Annotated in this window: 15 protein-coding genes; 11 read left to right on the forward strand and 4 right to left on the reverse strand. The window is 61.3% G+C overall.

What is annotated here, in order from left to right:
* The first annotated feature begins 7 nt into the window (after nucleotides 1-7).
* Nucleotides 8-613, forward strand: a complete 606-nt coding sequence (locus ASD58_RS15975; protein ID WP_057262168.1) for a hypothetical protein — start codon at nucleotides 8-10, stop codon at nucleotides 611-613.
* Nucleotides 614-623: 10 nt separating this feature from the next.
* Here the strand turns inward: ASD58_RS15975 and ASD58_RS15980 are convergent, their stop codons facing one another.
* Nucleotides 624-1307 (reverse strand): Crp/Fnr family transcriptional regulator, encoded by a 684-nt coding sequence (locus ASD58_RS15980; protein ID WP_057262169.1) that lies wholly within the window; start codon nucleotides 1305-1307, stop codon nucleotides 624-626.
* A gap of 132 nt (nucleotides 1308-1439) precedes the next feature.
* On the opposite strand from ASD58_RS15980, the gene ASD58_RS15985 reads away from it, so the two are divergent.
* From ASD58_RS15985 to ASD58_RS16030, 10 genes are all read left to right on the forward strand, one after another.
* Nucleotides 1440-3362 carry a long-chain fatty acid--CoA ligase gene (locus ASD58_RS15985; protein WP_057262170.1) on the forward strand — a complete coding sequence of 641 codons (1923 nt, stop codon included), beginning with the start codon at nucleotides 1440-1442 and terminating at the stop codon, nucleotides 3360-3362.
* A 14-nt stretch (nucleotides 3363-3376) separates the two neighbouring features.
* Nucleotides 3377-4189: an ABC transporter ATP-binding protein gene (locus ASD58_RS15990; RefSeq protein WP_057262171.1), complete on the forward strand. Its 813-nt coding sequence runs from the start codon at nucleotides 3377-3379 to the stop codon at nucleotides 4187-4189.
* A 5-nt stretch (nucleotides 4190-4194) separates the two neighbouring features.
* Nucleotides 4195-5091 carry a branched-chain amino acid ABC transporter permease gene (locus ASD58_RS15995; RefSeq protein ID WP_200951615.1) on the forward strand — a complete coding sequence of 299 codons (897 nt, stop codon included), beginning with the start codon at nucleotides 4195-4197 and terminating at the stop codon, nucleotides 5089-5091.
* A 3-nt stretch (nucleotides 5092-5094) separates the two neighbouring features.
* Entirely contained in the window at nucleotides 5095-6153 is a 1059-nt protein-coding gene (locus ASD58_RS16000) for a branched-chain amino acid ABC transporter permease (protein ID WP_057262173.1), read from the forward strand.
* Nucleotides 6154-6182: 29 nt separating this feature from the next.
* Entirely contained in the window at nucleotides 6183-7487 is a 1305-nt protein-coding gene (locus tag ASD58_RS16005) for an ABC transporter substrate-binding protein (protein ID WP_057262174.1), read from the forward strand.
* A gap of 7 nt (nucleotides 7488-7494) precedes the next feature.
* Complete coding sequence (locus ASD58_RS16010; protein WP_028103337.1) at nucleotides 7495-8295, forward strand: ABC transporter ATP-binding protein; 801 nt, start codon at nucleotides 7495-7497, stop codon at nucleotides 8293-8295.
* A 5-nt stretch (nucleotides 8296-8300) separates the two neighbouring features.
* Complete coding sequence (locus ASD58_RS16015) at nucleotides 8301-8654, forward strand: MmcQ/YjbR family DNA-binding protein (RefSeq protein WP_057262175.1); 354 nt, start codon at nucleotides 8301-8303, stop codon at nucleotides 8652-8654.
* Nucleotides 8654-9910: a phenylacetate--CoA ligase family protein gene (locus ASD58_RS16020; protein WP_057262208.1), complete on the forward strand. Its 1257-nt coding sequence runs from the start codon at nucleotides 8654-8656 to the stop codon at nucleotides 9908-9910. The genes ASD58_RS16015 and ASD58_RS16020 overlap by 1 nt, the downstream gene beginning before the upstream one ends.
* Nucleotides 9911-10005: 95 nt before the next feature.
* Nucleotides 10006-10587: a hypoxanthine-guanine phosphoribosyltransferase gene (locus tag ASD58_RS16025; RefSeq protein ID WP_057262176.1), complete on the forward strand. Its 582-nt coding sequence runs from the start codon at nucleotides 10006-10008 to the stop codon at nucleotides 10585-10587.
* Nucleotides 10588-10598: 11 nt separating this feature from the next.
* Nucleotides 10599-11120, forward strand: coding sequence for a hypothetical protein (locus ASD58_RS16030; protein WP_057262177.1), 522 nt, complete (start codon nucleotides 10599-10601; stop codon nucleotides 11118-11120).
* On the opposite strand, the gene ASD58_RS16035 is transcribed toward ASD58_RS16030, so the two are convergent.
* From ASD58_RS16035 to ASD58_RS16045, 3 genes are read right to left on the reverse strand one after another with little or no spacing between them, the layout of a single operon-like run.
* On the reverse strand, nucleotides 11117-12556 hold the full coding sequence (locus ASD58_RS16035) for an ATP-binding protein (RefSeq protein WP_057262178.1): 1440 nt from the start codon (nucleotides 12554-12556) through the stop codon (nucleotides 11117-11119). The two genes, ASD58_RS16030 and ASD58_RS16035, sit on opposite strands and share 4 nt — an antisense overlap.
* Entirely contained in the window at nucleotides 12549-13262 is a 714-nt protein-coding gene (locus ASD58_RS16040) for a response regulator (RefSeq protein ID WP_057262179.1), read from the reverse strand. Before ASD58_RS16040 ends, ASD58_RS16035 begins: the two co-directional genes overlap by 8 nt.
* Nucleotides 13234-14562, reverse strand: a complete 1329-nt coding sequence (locus ASD58_RS16045) for an ABC transporter substrate-binding protein (protein WP_229210001.1) — start codon at nucleotides 14560-14562, stop codon at nucleotides 13234-13236. The genes ASD58_RS16040 and ASD58_RS16045 overlap by 29 nt, the downstream gene beginning before the upstream one ends.
* Nucleotides 14563-14574: the final 12 nt, after the last annotated feature.

Genomic DNA, 14574 nt, shown 5'->3' on the forward strand with positions numbered 1-14574 from the left:
ATCGCAAATGAAGAAAATTGCCGCACTTTTCGGGCTGGCAAGCATCCTCGCCACGGCCCATGCACAAGAAGAACCTGTGGTCGGGATCTGGCAGAAACTCGCCGTCAGCGACAAGGGCTTCAGGCTGGTAGCCCGGACCAGCTATATCTTCACCAACAAGCCGCTTGCCAGGGAAACCGTGTTTTCCGCTGTTCCGCGCGCGGACCCATTGCATGTCGTTTGCTGCCTCAAGGTGAAGAACCTGAAACCGTTGAAGGTCCAGGAGGTGATTGCCAAGTACAGTGTGGACGAGGAATTCGTCTCCCACATGAAGAACATCAAGGGCGCCGAGTTCATGTATGAAGCTGTGCCGGTGGACAGGGCCGAGTGGAACCCGTTCATGGCCATTGTCATGAGCGGTGAAAAGGACCCGGACGACCAGTCGCCCTACACTGCGCCCGTCATTTCAGCCCGCTTGGGCGCGGAAGATGAAAAGCTGAAAAAACTGGAACTTGGGCCAACCAAGGCCAGGCTCAAAATCACGTATCCGAAAAACGACAACAAGGCGGTCTATCAGTTCACGATCAATAACAAGAAGATCGTCCTCTCCGAAGAAACCTTCCCGCACGATTGAGCGGCCCGGCTCACGCCTCGAAGCGGCGCAGGCCATCCAGGTCGAGGATGCGGATGCCGCCGTAGTCCACGCGCAACAGGCCCTGTTTTTCGAGAACCTGCAGGGCCTGGTTGGCGCGCTGGCGTGACGAGCCCGACAGCAGGCCGACCTCTTCCTGCGAAATCTGCACCAGCCGCTCGATGCCGGGATACAGGTGGGAATTAAATAGTGACGCCAGGCAGCGTGCAACGCGCGTGTCGGGGTCCAGCAGGCGCTCGTTTTCCACCATGCCGATGAACTGACCCAAACGTTCGTTGAGCTGCATCAAGAGGAACCGGGTGAAGGGTAGGCTATTCTCGAGCAGGTAGTGAAAGGTGACGGCAGGCATGCGTGCGATGCGACTGTCGCGCAGGGTCATCGCATCATATCGGCGGCATTCATCTTTGAGTAATGAACCTTCGCCAAACCAACCGCCTGGCGGCACACCAGTAAATGTGACGCTTTTTCCGTTTGGCGAAAAATTATTCATTTTCACCATGCCTGAAATAATGCCGATCCAATTATCGACAATTTCGCCTTTATGGCAAACGAAGCCGCCTTTGGGGATAAATTCCTCGTAGCAGCTAGCCTCTACGCGCGCCAATTGCTCCTCTGTGAGCACGGGTGCCCAGGTGGAACTGCGTATGGCTTCGATCAGGCTCGGTTCTGTTTTCATTGTTGCGTCGCACCATCAAAAGTCGACGAATTGTCTTTGAAATGACAACTTTGCGACATAGCTCACGCTAATATCATCACACAAAAAGCGCACCACAACTAAAAAGCGCAACTAAAAATCCAAGGAGACACCGTGCAGGATAATCTGACGACCTTCCCTCGCAGGCTGCTTCAGCATGGCAAGGAGCGGCCGCATAAGCCTGCGTTCCGCGAAAAGGACCTGGGTATCTGGCAGACCTGGGACTGGCAGCAAGTGAATGCCGAAGTGCGCGCGCTGGCTTGCGGGCTGGCGGCGATCGGCTTCCAGCGCGGCATGAACCTGGCCATCATCGGCGACAACCGCCCGCGCCTGTACTGGTCGATGCTGGCGGCGCAGTGCCTGGGGGGCGTGCCGGTGCCGATGTACCAGGATGCTCCGGCGGCCGACCTGGCCTTCGTGCTGGAGAACGCGGAAATCCAGTACGCCATCGTGGAGGACCAGGAGCAGGTCGACAAGCTGCTCGACCTCTGCGAGCAATGTCCTGGGATCGCGCACATCGCTTACGAAGATGAGCGGGGCATGCGCAATTACACGCACCAGCAGTTGATGTCCTATGCCCGCCTGCAGGAGCTGGGGCGCGAATACGACAAGGCCCATCCAGGTTTCTACGAAGCGTCGATCGCCGAGGGCAAGGAGGGCGATAACGCCATCATCCTCTACACCTCCGGCACCACCGGCAAGCCGAAAGGCGTATGCCAGACCCACAAGGCGTTGCTGTCGGCAGCCATTGGCGGCATCGGTTTCGACAAGCTGACCGATTCGGAAAACGTGCTGTCCTACCTGCCGATGGCCTGGGTGGGCGATTGCCTGTTCTCATTTGCGCAGGCGCTGACTGCCGGTTTCACGGTCAACTGCCCGGAATCGTCGGACACGGTCACCACCGATTTGCGCGAGATCGGCCCGTCCTATTATTTCGCGCCGCCGCGCATTTTCGAAAACATGCTGACACAGGTGATGATCCGCATGGAAGATGCGGGCACCATCAAGCGCAAGATGTTCCACCATTTCATGGACGTGGCGCGCCGCGTCGGTTCCGACATCCTGGACGGTAAGCAGGTAGCGCTGGGCGACCGCATCAGCTACGCCGTCGGCAATGCGCTGGTGTACGGGCCGCTGCGCAATGTGCTGGGCATGTCGCGCATCCGCGTGGCTTACACGGCGGGAGCCGCGATCGGACCGGACCTGTTCCGCTTCTATCGCTCGATCGGCGTCAACCTGAAGCAGTTCTACGGCTCGACCGAAACCTGCGCTTACATCTGCCTGCAGCCGGATGGCGAAATCAAGTTTGACTCCGTCGGCAAGCCGGCTCCTGGCGTCGAAGTGAAGCTGGCACCCAATGGCGAAGTGCTGGTCAAGTCGCCCACGCTGATGCACTGCTATTACAAGCGTCCCGACGCAACGGCCGAAGCGATCGACAGCGAAGGCTACTTCCACACGGGCGACGCCGGCATCTTCGACAACGACGGCCACCTGCGCATCATCGACCGCGCAGCAGACGTGGGCAAGATGATCAACGGCGCCATCTTCGCGCCGAACTACATCGAGAACAAACTGAAGTTCTTCCCCTTCATCAAGGAAGCCGTGGCCTTCGGCCATGAGCGCGACAAGGTGACCGCCTTCATCAACATCGACATGGAGGCCGTAGGCAACTGGGCTGAGCGGCGCGGCATCGCCTACTCCGGCTACACCGACCTGGCCGCGCACGAACAGACTTACGCACTGGTCAAGGAGTGCGTGGAAAAGGTCAACGCCGACCTGGCGCAGGAGGCGCTGATGGCGGACACCCAGGTCCACCGTTTCCTCGTGCTGCACAAGGAGCTCGACCCTGACGATGATGAACTGACCCGCACCCGCAAGGTGCGCCGCAAGTTCATCGCCGAGAAATATGCAGTGCTGATCGAGGCGCTGTACGGCGGCAAGGCTTCGCAATACATCGAAACCCAGGTCAAATTCGAGGACGGCCGCACCGGCACGGTGGCGGCAGACCTGCGGATCATGGACCTCAAGACAGCATAAGCGGGGAAGCCACCATGCAAATGAATGAACCGGAAGCCATCACGGCCGGCCGCAAGATCGGCGACGTGATCCTGGACATGCGCAATATCTCGCTCTCGTTCGGTGGGGTAAAGGCGCTGACCAATATCTCCTTCAATGTACGCGAGCACGAGATCCGCGCCATCATCGGCCCGAACGGTGCGGGCAAAAGTTCGATGCTTAACGTGATCAATGGCGTATATCGCCCGCAACAAGGCGAGATCATTTACCGCGGCCAGCAACGCAAGAACATGGATTGCTATGCCGCCGCCAAGTCGGGCATTGCGCGTACCTTCCAGAACATTGCGCTGTTCAAGGGCATGACGGTGCTGGACAACATCATGACCGGCCGTAACCTGAAGATGAAATCGAACTTCCTGCTGCAGGCCCTGTATTGGGGGCCGGCGCGGCGCGAGGAAATCGAACATCGTCGCAAATGCGAAGAGGTGATCGACTTCCTGGAGATCCAGCATATCCGCAAGACGCCGGTGGGCCGCCTGCCATACGGCCTGCAGAAGCGCGTTGAACTGGGCCGCGCGCTGGCCGCAGAGCCGCAAATCCTGCTGCTGGACGAGCCGATGGCGGGCATGAATGTGGAAGAAAAGCAGGACATGTGCCGCTTCATCCTCGACGTGAACGAGCAATTCGGCACCACCATTGTCCTGATCGAGCACGATATGGGCGTGGTGATGGATATCTCGGACCGCGTGGTGGTGCTGGACTACGGCAAGAAGATCGGCGACGGCACACCGGATGAAGTCCGCACCAACCAGGACGTGATCGATGCTTACCTCGGAGTGGCCCACTAATGGATATCTCTTTCTTCGCCGAGACGCTGTTGGGCGGCCTGCTGTCGGGCGTCATGTATGCGCTGGTGGCGATCGGCTTTGTGCTGATCTACAAAGCCTCCGGCGTCTTCAATTTCGCCCAGGGCGCGATGGTGTTCTTTGCTGCGTTGACCTGCGTTGGCTTCATGGACAAATTCGGCATGTCGCTATGGCTAGCCATCCCGGCCACGATACTGGCGATGGTCGTCCTCGGCTTTGCCATCGAGCGCATCGTGCTGCGGCCACTGGTCAACCAGCCTGAAATCACCCTGTTCATGGCCACCATCGGGCTGGCATTTTTCATCGAAGGCCTGGCGCAACTGATCTGGGGATCGCAGGTGCATAAGCTGGACCTGCCGATCGAGGACGTCCCCAGCGAGTACTTCATGGAGAAGTTCAACATCATCGTCTCCAATTTCGACCTGATCGCCGCTGTGATTTGCGCAGTCCTGGTGGCGGCGTTGGCGCTGATGTTCGCCAAAACCAAGGTTGGCCGCGCGCTGCGCGCCGTGGCCGACGACCACCAGGCGGCCCAGGCAGTCGGCATCCCGTTGCAGCGCATCTGGGGCATCCTGTGGGCAGTGGCGGGCATGGTTGCACTGGTAGCCGGCATGCTGTGGGGCGCGCGCAATGGCGTGCAGTTCGCACTCACCTTCATCGCGCTGAAAGCGCTGCCGGTGCTGATCCTGGGCGGCTTCACTTCGGTGCCGGGTGCGATTGTCGGCGGCCTGATTATCGGCGCATCGGAAAAGCTGGCCGAAGTCTATATCGGCCCGCACGTCGGCGGCGGCATCGAAGGCTGGTTCCCTTATGTGCTGGCCCTGTTGTTCCTGCTGGTGCGCCCGGAAGGGCTGTTCGGCGAAAAAATCATCCGGAGGATTTAAGCGATGTTCTACCGCGAAGCAGGACAATTCAAGACCAGCTACGAGGCGGACGGCCAGATCCTGCCCATCCGCCAGGACCGTATCGCGCTGTTCACCACCCTTGCCATCGCGCTGCTGGTGCTGCCGCTGGTGTCGTCACCTTACATGCTGTCGGCCATCTTCATCCCTTTCCTGATTTTCGCGCTGGCCGCGCTGGGGCTTAACATCCTGACCGGCTATGCCGGCCAGCTGTCGCTCGGCACCGCGGCCTTCATGGCGGTCGGCGCGTTTGCGGCGTATAACTTCATGCTGCGCATTCCCGGCATCCCCGTGCTGGCCGCATTTGTGCTCGGTGGCCTGTGCGCCGCGATGGTCGGCATGGCCTTCGGCCTGCCTTCATTGCGCATCCGCGGCTTTTACCTGGCCGCGTCGACGCTGGCAACGCAGTTCTTCGTGGTGTGGTGCCTGACCAAGATCGGCTGGCTGACGAATTACAGCTCCTCCGGCGTGATCACCGCGCAGAAAATGGAAATCTTCGGCTACGCCTTCGATACGCCGGAACGCAAATACCTGCTGGTCCTGGCCGTGGTGGCAATCATGGCCCTGCTGGCCAAGAACATGATCCGCTCCAACGTGGGCCGCTCCTGGATGGCAGTACGCGACATGGACGTGGCAGCGGAAGTGATCGGCATCCGCCTGATGCGCACCAAGCTGCTGGCATTTGCGGTCAGCTCCTTCTACTGCGGGGTGGCCGGCGCGTTGTATGCCTTCGCCTACCTCGGCACCGTGGAGCCGGAAGCCTATAACCTCGACCTGTCCTTCCGCATCCTGTTCATGATCATCATCGGCGGCGTCGGCTCGGTGCTGGGCTCCTTCCTCGGCTCCGCCTTCATCGTGTTGTTGCCGGTATTCCTGAACATCGTGGCGCACGGCCTGGCGCTGCCGACCACCGTGGCTTCGAACCTGGAGCTGATGGTGTTCGGCGCCCTGATCATTTTCTTCCTGATCGTGGAACCCCACGGTCTGGCGCGTTTGTGGCAAATCGGCAAAGAGAAACTCCGCCTGTGGCCTTTCCCGCACTGAGCGGCAACTATAAAACCTGGAGACATCACATGAAATCGTTCGTACTTGGCATTGCCGTAGCAAGCAGCATCGCCGCCAGCAGCGCATGGGCGCAACCAGCCGAACAGTTCGTCGCCCTGCCCTCCTACCGCGTCGGTCCTTATGCGGCGGGTGGCTCCGGCTTCTACGGCGGCATCATCGACTACTTCAACCTGGTCAATGCCAACGGCGGCGTGAATGGCGTGAAAATCAGCTGGGAAGAATGCGAGACCGAATACAACCCGTCGCGCGGCGTCGAGTGCTATGAGCGCCTGAAAACCAAGAATGGCGGCGCCACTGTGGTTGAACCGCTGTCGACCGGCATTGCCTACGGCATCCTGGACCGCATCCCCCAGGACAAGATCCCGATGACGACCCTGGGCTACGGCCGCTCCGACGCCGCCAACGGCAAGGTCTTCCCGTATGTGTTCCCGCTGATCTCCAACTACTGGAGCCAGGCCGCCGCAATGGTGAAATACCTTGGCGAAAAGAGCGGCGGCATGGACAAGCTGAAAGGCAAGAAGATCGTCCACCTTTACCACGACTCCGCCTTCGGCAAGGAGCCGCTGCCGGTGCTGGAAGCGATGTCCGCCCAGTACGGCTTTGAATTGATCAAGATTCCGGTTGCGCCGCCAGGCAGCGAACAGCAATCGCAATGGCTGCAGATCCGCCAGGCCAAGCCTGACTACGTGATCCTGTGGGGCTGGGGCGTGATGAATTCGGTCGCGATCAAGACCGCGCAGCGCAACGGTTTCCCGCGCGAGAAAATGCTGGGCGTGTGGTGGGCTGGTTCCGAGGAAGATACCGTACCGTCGGGCGATGCAGCCAAGGGCTACACCTCGATGACCTTCAACACGCCGGGCAATTACCCGCTGCTGGATGAACTGCGCAAGAAGGTCTATGCCGGCGGCAAGGGCAACCTGGCCGACCAGGCCCGCATTGGCTCCGTCTACCACATGCGCGGCCTGACCGCGGGCGTGATGTACGTAGAAGCCATGCGCGCCGCGCAGGAAAAATTCGGCAAGGGCAAAGCCGTCACCGGCGAGCAACTGCGTTGGGGCTTCGAAAACCTGAACATCGACGAAACACGCCAGAAGACACTGGGCGTGTTCAATATGTTCCCGACCGTGAAGACTTCCTGCGACGACCACGAAGGTTCAGGTGCCGTGAAAGTGCAGCAATGGGATGGCAAGGCCTGGAAGGCTGTCACGCCAAACTGGGTGGTGGGCGATAAAGTCCTGCTGCGCAAGCTGGTGGATGAGTCGTCCGGCAAATACGCCGCAGAGAAGAAGATCACGCCTGCCTGCATGAAGTGAGCCGCTTATGAGCTACCTGTCGGTAAATAACATCGAGGTCATTTACGACCACGTGATCCTGGTGCTGAAAGGCGTATCGTTGCAGGTCCCGCAGGGCAAGATCGTTGCCCTGCTGGGCGCCAACGGCGCCGGCAAGTCCACCACACTGAAGACCATCTCGACCCTGCTGCGCGGCGAGCGCGGCGACGTCACCAAGGGCGAGGTGCAATTCAAGGGTGAACGCATCGACCAGCTCACGCCCAACGAGCTGGTCAAGCGCGGGCTGTCGCAGGTGATGGAAGGCCGTCACTGCTTCGGCCACCTGACCATCGAGGAGAATTTGCTGACAGGAGCTTATACGCGCAGTGCATCGCGCGGCGAAATGAAGGAATCGCTGGAAAAGGTCTACCACTACTTCCCCCGCCTGCGCGAGCGGCGCAACAGCCAGGCGGGCTACACCTCCGGCGGCGAGCAGCAGATGTGCGCCATTGGCCGCGCACTGATGGCCAAGCCTTCCATGATTTTGCTCGACGAACCTTCGATGGGCATCGCACCGCAGATCGTGGAAGAGATCTTCGGCATCGTCAAAGACCTGAACGCGAAAGAGAACGTGTCTTTCCTGCTGGCGGAGCAGAACACCAATGTGGCACTGCGCTACGCGGACTTCGGCTACATCCTGGAAAACGGCCGGGTGGTGATGGAAGGCGAGGCCAGCGAACTGGCCAACAACGAAGACGTCAAGGAGTTCTACCTCGGGATGTCCGGTGCCGGCCGCAAGAGCTTCCGCGACATGAAATTTTACCGACGCCGCAAACGCTGGCTAGCTTAATCAATATGAATCTGACTAAAGCAAAAGAATTCTGCCGAACCCTGCCCGGCGCCACCGAAGACATCAAATGGGAATGCAACCTGGTGTTCTCGGTTGGCGAAAAGATGTTTGCTGCAATGGATGCCAAAGACAAAGCAAAAGCAATCAGTTTCAAAGTGGACGACGACCGCTTCCTGGAACTGACGGATCGCGAAGGCATCATCCCTGCGCCCTACCTGGCGCGCGCCAGGTGGGTGATGGTGGAAGACCTGTCCAAACTGCCGGATGCGGAAGCAAAAGCACTGCTCAAACGCTCCCACGAGCTGGTATTTGCGAAATTGACCAAGAAACTGCAACGCGAGATTGAAGGAGCGGCATGATGGCCGAAACCCTGGACAGCCTCGAAACGCGCCCGCACGCCGAGCGCGAACGCGACCTGATGGAGCGCCTGCCGCTTCTGGTGGCGCAGGCGCAATCTGCGCCTGGTTGGGCGCGCATCCTGTCCGGCGTCGATGCCTCGCGCATCGACAGCCGCGAAGCGCTGGCGCAACTGCCGGTTACCCGCAAATCCGACTTGAAGGCGCTGCAGGCGCAGGATCGCCCTTTTGGTGGCCTGAACAGCACGCCGGCCGGCAAGCTGGGACGCATCTTCATGTCCCCGGGACCGATCTTCGATCCGGAAGGCCGCTCTACCGACTGGTGGCGCTTCTCGCGGCCCATGTTCGCGACTGGAGTGCGGCCGGGCTGCCTGGTGCAGAATTGTTTCTCCTATCACTTCACGCCCGCTGCATTCATGGTCGAAGGCGGCGCCGCGCGCATTGGCTGCACCGTAATCCCAGCCGGCGCCGGCCAGACCGAGTTGCAGGTGCAGGCGATGGCGGAACTGCGCCCCGATACCTATATCGGCACGCCCTCCTTCCTGAAGATCATCATCGAAAAGGCCGCCGAGATGGGCGCCGACATCAGCAGCGTGAAGCGCGCCATGATGGGAGCCGAAGCGCTGCCTGAATCGCTGCGCCAGTGGTTCGCCCAGCACGGCGTGTCGGAAGTGAATTCGACCTATGCCTCCGCCGACATCGGCAGTATCGCCTACGAAACGCGCAGCAGCAGCAAGCTCAATCCTGGCATGGTGCTGGACGAAGACGTGCTGCTGGAAATCGTCCGCCCCGGTTCCGGCGACCCTGTGGCGCCAGGCGAAGTGGGCGAAGTGGTCGTCACCCTGTTCAACCCGGACTACCCGTTGATCCGCTTTGCTACCGGCGATCTGTCGGCGGTACTGCTCGATGCCGCGCCGTCACCCTGCGGCCGCACCAACACGCGCATCAAGGGCTGGCTTGGCCGCGCCGACCAGACCACCAAGGTGCGCGCCATGTTCGTCCATCCGTCCCAGGTGCACGAAATCGCGCGCCGCCATCCCGGCATGGGAAAGGCGCGCCTGGTCGTCTCCGGCAAAATTGCGGACGAAATCATGACGCTGCATTGCGAAACCGACGACCCGGCCCTGCAGGCGCAGACTGCCGACATCGTTGCCACCATCCGCGACATCACCAAACTGCGCGGGGAAGTGTGCTTTGCACCGCGCGGCAGTTTGCCAAATGACGGCAAGATCATCGACGATGTACGCGATTACAGTTGAGATGCCGCAGCGTGTGGCGTAAATCCAACTGTTCCTAGGGCAGGCGGCGGAATGGCGGGATAATTGAACCATTCTTGACCTGCCTCAGAAACATCATGCAAGACTTTCACCACAATCGCGCACGCGCCCTGCTCCAGAACGCAGAAGAGCTCTTCGACAAGGAAACGGTACAGGCCGCAGTCAGCCGCATGGCCGGCACGCTGAACGACCGCTTCGGCGATCCGTCCAAACAGGAATTCCCGCTGGTGTTGGGAGTGATGGGCGGTGCCGTGGTGTTTACCGGCAATATCCTGCCGCAACTGACCTTCCCGCTCGAATTCGACTACATCCACGTCAGCCGTTACGGCGACGAAGACCAGGGCGGCAAGGTGGTGTGGAAAGTGGTCCCGCGCCCGACCGTCTCCGGCCGCACCGTGATCGTGCTGGATGACATCCTCGACGAAGGCGAGACCCTGGCGCACGTCAAGGAGCGCCTGCTGGAAATGGGTGCCAAGGAAGTCATCATCGCTGTCTTCTGCGACAAGGACATCGGCAAGACCAAGCCGGTGAAGGCTGACCTGGTCGGCCTGACCATCCCGAATCGCTTCGTGGTCGGTTTTGGCATGGATGCTTACGGCTACTGGCGCAACCTGCCGGGCCTGTGGGCGATCAACCCAACGGATCTCACCCAGCGTTGAACGAGCGCCCATTGCGCAGCGTCGAACAGGAAGGCCCTGCGTTCGACCAGGCGCATCATGTGCAAAATTTCGCTTCGCTTGCGGCATGCTTTAGCCTCTGCGTGCTGGTAGCCAGTGCAGTCTTTGTGCGCTGGCAGGACATGCCAATGGAGTACCGCTGGGTAGCGCCCGATGACGAAGTCGCCGCAGTGGAACTCATCTCGGGAAATGGCTTCGCAGGCGAGTGGGCCAGCTATCATACGGAATTCGATTGCTCCAGGCTCAATGCCTCACAATGCGCGCGCCTGCAGGAGTTTCGCTCGCTTGTCGCCCACCGCGACTTCCAGGCCGCGGAAACGCGTCCTTCACAAGAAGTCGTCATGGACCTGTCTTCGTCGACGTTGACGGTTCGCCTCCGGTCCGGCAAGGTCGTCAAGCGCTACATTTACGATTACACGCTGAATGCCAATTACAACCTGCTCGCCGACACCGTCCTCAGGCTGGCCGAAGAAGGCTTGATCGAAGCACGCCAGCAGAAGCCTGGTACGGATTAAGCGTCCGCAGGCAGGCGGATCACCGCATTCAAGCCGCCGCCGGGGTGATTCGCCAGCACCAGCTGGCCACCATGACTATCCACGATCCCCTTGGCGATGCCAAGGCCAAGTCCCATGCCGGAATCATTGCGTTCGCGCCCATGGGTCAGGCGGACATAGGGCTCGAGCAAGCTCGATATGGCCTCCTCCGGCACGCCGGGGCCATGGTCGCGTACCGCGATTTCCGTCCACCCCTCCGTTGAACGCACACTGATCTGCGCACGCTCGCCGTAGAACAGGGCGTTGTCCAGCAAGTTGCCGACGGCGCGCTTGAGCGCCAGCGGCTTGCCCCGCACGGTGCTCCCGCAATCTTCATATGCCACGCTGTGTCCCGCCAACTCCGCGCTGCGGACCAGGCGGCGGATCAGCGGGTCCAGCTTTACTTCGGTCGGATTCTCATGGATGTCGCTGTCCTTCACGCACTGCAACGCGCCTTTCACCATCATGTCCAATTCATCCAGGTCTTCTTCGAACTCGCCGCGCAGCGCATCGTCATCGAGCAGTTCGGCGCGCAGCTTGAGGCGCGTGATTGGCGTGCGCAAATCGTGCGAGATGGAGATGAACAGGCGCTCGCGGTCCTTGATGTATTTCGCGATGCGCTCGCGCATGGCGCCGAAGGCGCGCGCCGTGTTGACGAATTCGCGGCTGCCGGATTCCGGCAAGGCCGGCGCATGTTCGTCCTTGCCGAAGGCTTCGGCAGCGTCGGATAGCGCCGCCAGCGGGCGCGTGATGGAGCGCACTACCAGGAAGGACAGCAGCAGCAGCACTGCCAGCGATACGCCTTGCACTACCAGCTTGTCCGGCGACAAGGGGTCATTGCTGTTCAGGAAATAGGGATTGGGCATCAGCGTGGCGAGGTACAGCCAGTTGCCAGGTTCGAGTTCGGTCTGGATCACCAGGATCGGCGCGGGATCGGGCTTGAGCAGCAGGATGTGGCGCACCCAGGCCTCCGGCAGATCGCCGACACGCACCCCATCGGGCGACACCGTCAGCTGGTCGGGCCAGGCAAAGTCCAGGCGCAGGCGGTTGTCCCCAGCCAGGCCCTTGCGCAAGGTGCTTTCCATGGCGCCAAGTGCGGTCTGCGCCAAAGCGTTCGGCGCAATCTGCTGGACCGCGACCTCGGCACGATTCAGCGCAACATAGAAGCGCGTGCCGCCCATTTCGCGGAACTGCTGGATCAGCAGGCTGCGGTAGCTTGGCGGCAGGCTGCGGAAGAAGCGGATCGAGCTCGCGGCGCCCTGTCCCAGGTAATCGGCAGCCGATTTCACATCGGCCTGGGTCTTGTCGCGAAGCTGCAAGGTCCACAACACACTCACAGCAACTTGCGTCAGAAGCAGCCCCGCCACCATCACCAGCGACAGGCGCGCCAGCAGCGATTGCGGCCAAAGCCTACGCATGCGTCACTGCTACGGTGGCGGAGAACACGTAGCCCGCGCCGCGCACGGTCTTGATCAGCATGGGTTGTTTGCCATCGTCGTTGAGACGCAGGCGCAGGCGGCTGATCTGCACGTCCAGCGATCGATCGAGCGGCCCCGAGTCGCGGCCCCGCGTCTCTTCGCACAGCAGGCTGCGGTCGAGCACAGTGCCAGGATGCTCGACGAAATATTTCAGGAGCTGGAAATCAAGCCCGGTCAACGCCAACGGCACGCCTTCGCTGTCGACGACCGTGCGTTCCGCCAGGTCCAGCGTGAAGCCGTTGAAGTGATAGGCACGCACTGTGGGCGCTGGGTCGGCGCCGGCACGGCGCAGGATTGCCTTGATGCGCGCCAGCAGTTCGCGCGGGCTGTATGGCTTGGCGATGTAATCGTCGGCGCCCAGCTCCAGGCCCACCACGCGGTCGGTTTCGTCCGAACTGGCAGTCAGCATGATGATCGGCAGGTTGGAGCGCTGGCGCACGATGCGGCACAGCGCAAAGCCGTCGGTATCCGGCAGCATCACATCGAGGATCACCAGCGACAACTGTTCGGCGTGCGCATGCAGTTCGGCCAGGAAGCTCTCGCCGTTATGGGCAAGGATCACCTCATACTGGTTCTTCTCCAGGTAGGTCTTGAGCAGCAGCCGGGTTTTTTGGTCGTCATCGACGATCAGTATCTTGCGTGGCATGTTGGCTTCCTTGCTGTTTATGTGAGCGCAGGGTCAGGGTGCGCAGGAGGCTGGCGAGCCGGCGCTGCGTTTCCGCCGCCGCCACCGTGTCGTCCATGTAGAAGCGGTGCAGCTCGGCGATGATGGCATCGCGGCTCTCTTCGTCGGCCGCCATGCGGTGCACCAGGCTTGGCGCCTGCGCTGCGGTGCCTCGTGCAAAACTGCGCCAGGAGGAACGCGCGCAGCTATCCATCGCTGCGGGACTGGCATCGCGGCGCACCGGTACCGAGCCCTTGGCGGCGCTGTATTGCAGCTGCGCGAGCGGCGACATCACGGCCTTCGCCAGTTTTTCCTGCGCCGCCTGGTGGCTGTAGTCGTTGACGAACATGGCCAGCGTGTCCACGCTGTAGAGGTGATAGTTGTCTGTGCCGGGCAGCGGAACACAGGAAAAGTCGGTGTCGACCGATTGGCCCAATTCGTTCAATTCAGCCTTCGCCCAATCGCCCATGATGAACATGGCGGCCTCGCCGCGCGAGAAGCGTTTGACCGCCTCCGTCCATGGCTGCTCGTCGGCCGGATTGAGCATCCAGCCTTTCATGGTGCGCAAGCGCTGCAAAGCCTGCGCCAGGCGCGGGTCTGCGGCTGCCTGCGGGCTCTGGCGCACGAACAGCTCGCGATAATACTCAGGCCCGCCGGTCGCCAGCAGCAGGTTTTCGAACAACGTGGCTACCTGCCAAGGTTCGCTGCTTTGCACCAGCGGAGCAATGCCGGCCGCGCGAAGCTGGCGTGCCGCCTTCTCGAATTCGGGCCAGCTTGCAGGCGGCGCCATGTTCAGGCGCTCGAACAGCTTGCGGTTGTAGAACAGGGTATTGATGCGGTGGATTCCCAGTGGAGCCGCAACCACATGGCCGCGATGGCGGACCAGGTCGCGCACGGTGGGAAACAGGGCCTTGTTCCAGTTGCCGGCGTTGGCAACGCCATCCAGTTCCAGCAGCAGGCCAAGCTCTGCCCACTCGCCGATGGAAACGCCGATGATCTGCGTGGCGTCCGGCGCATTGCCCGCCAGGACGCGGCTGCGCAGCACCTTGCCGGCACCGAGCCCTGCCCCGCCGGGAATTGCGGCGTCCTGCCAGGTAATGCCTTCGTCCGCCAGGCGTGCCGCCAGCACATTGGCCGCGTGACGCTCGCCGGCCGACGTCCACCAGTGCAGCACCTGCAAGGAAGGCGCGGCCGCCTGGGCGGGCATGGACATCAGCATCAGGGGAAGTGGGAGCAGGCGCGCCAGGCGCGCAATCTGCAAACGCCGGTGGGACTTGTGCACCAACTACTCCAG

The sequence above is a fragment of the Duganella sp. Root1480D1 genome (assembly GCF_001427305.1).
Taxonomy (GTDB): domain Bacteria; phylum Pseudomonadota; class Gammaproteobacteria; order Burkholderiales; family Burkholderiaceae_D; genus Rugamonas.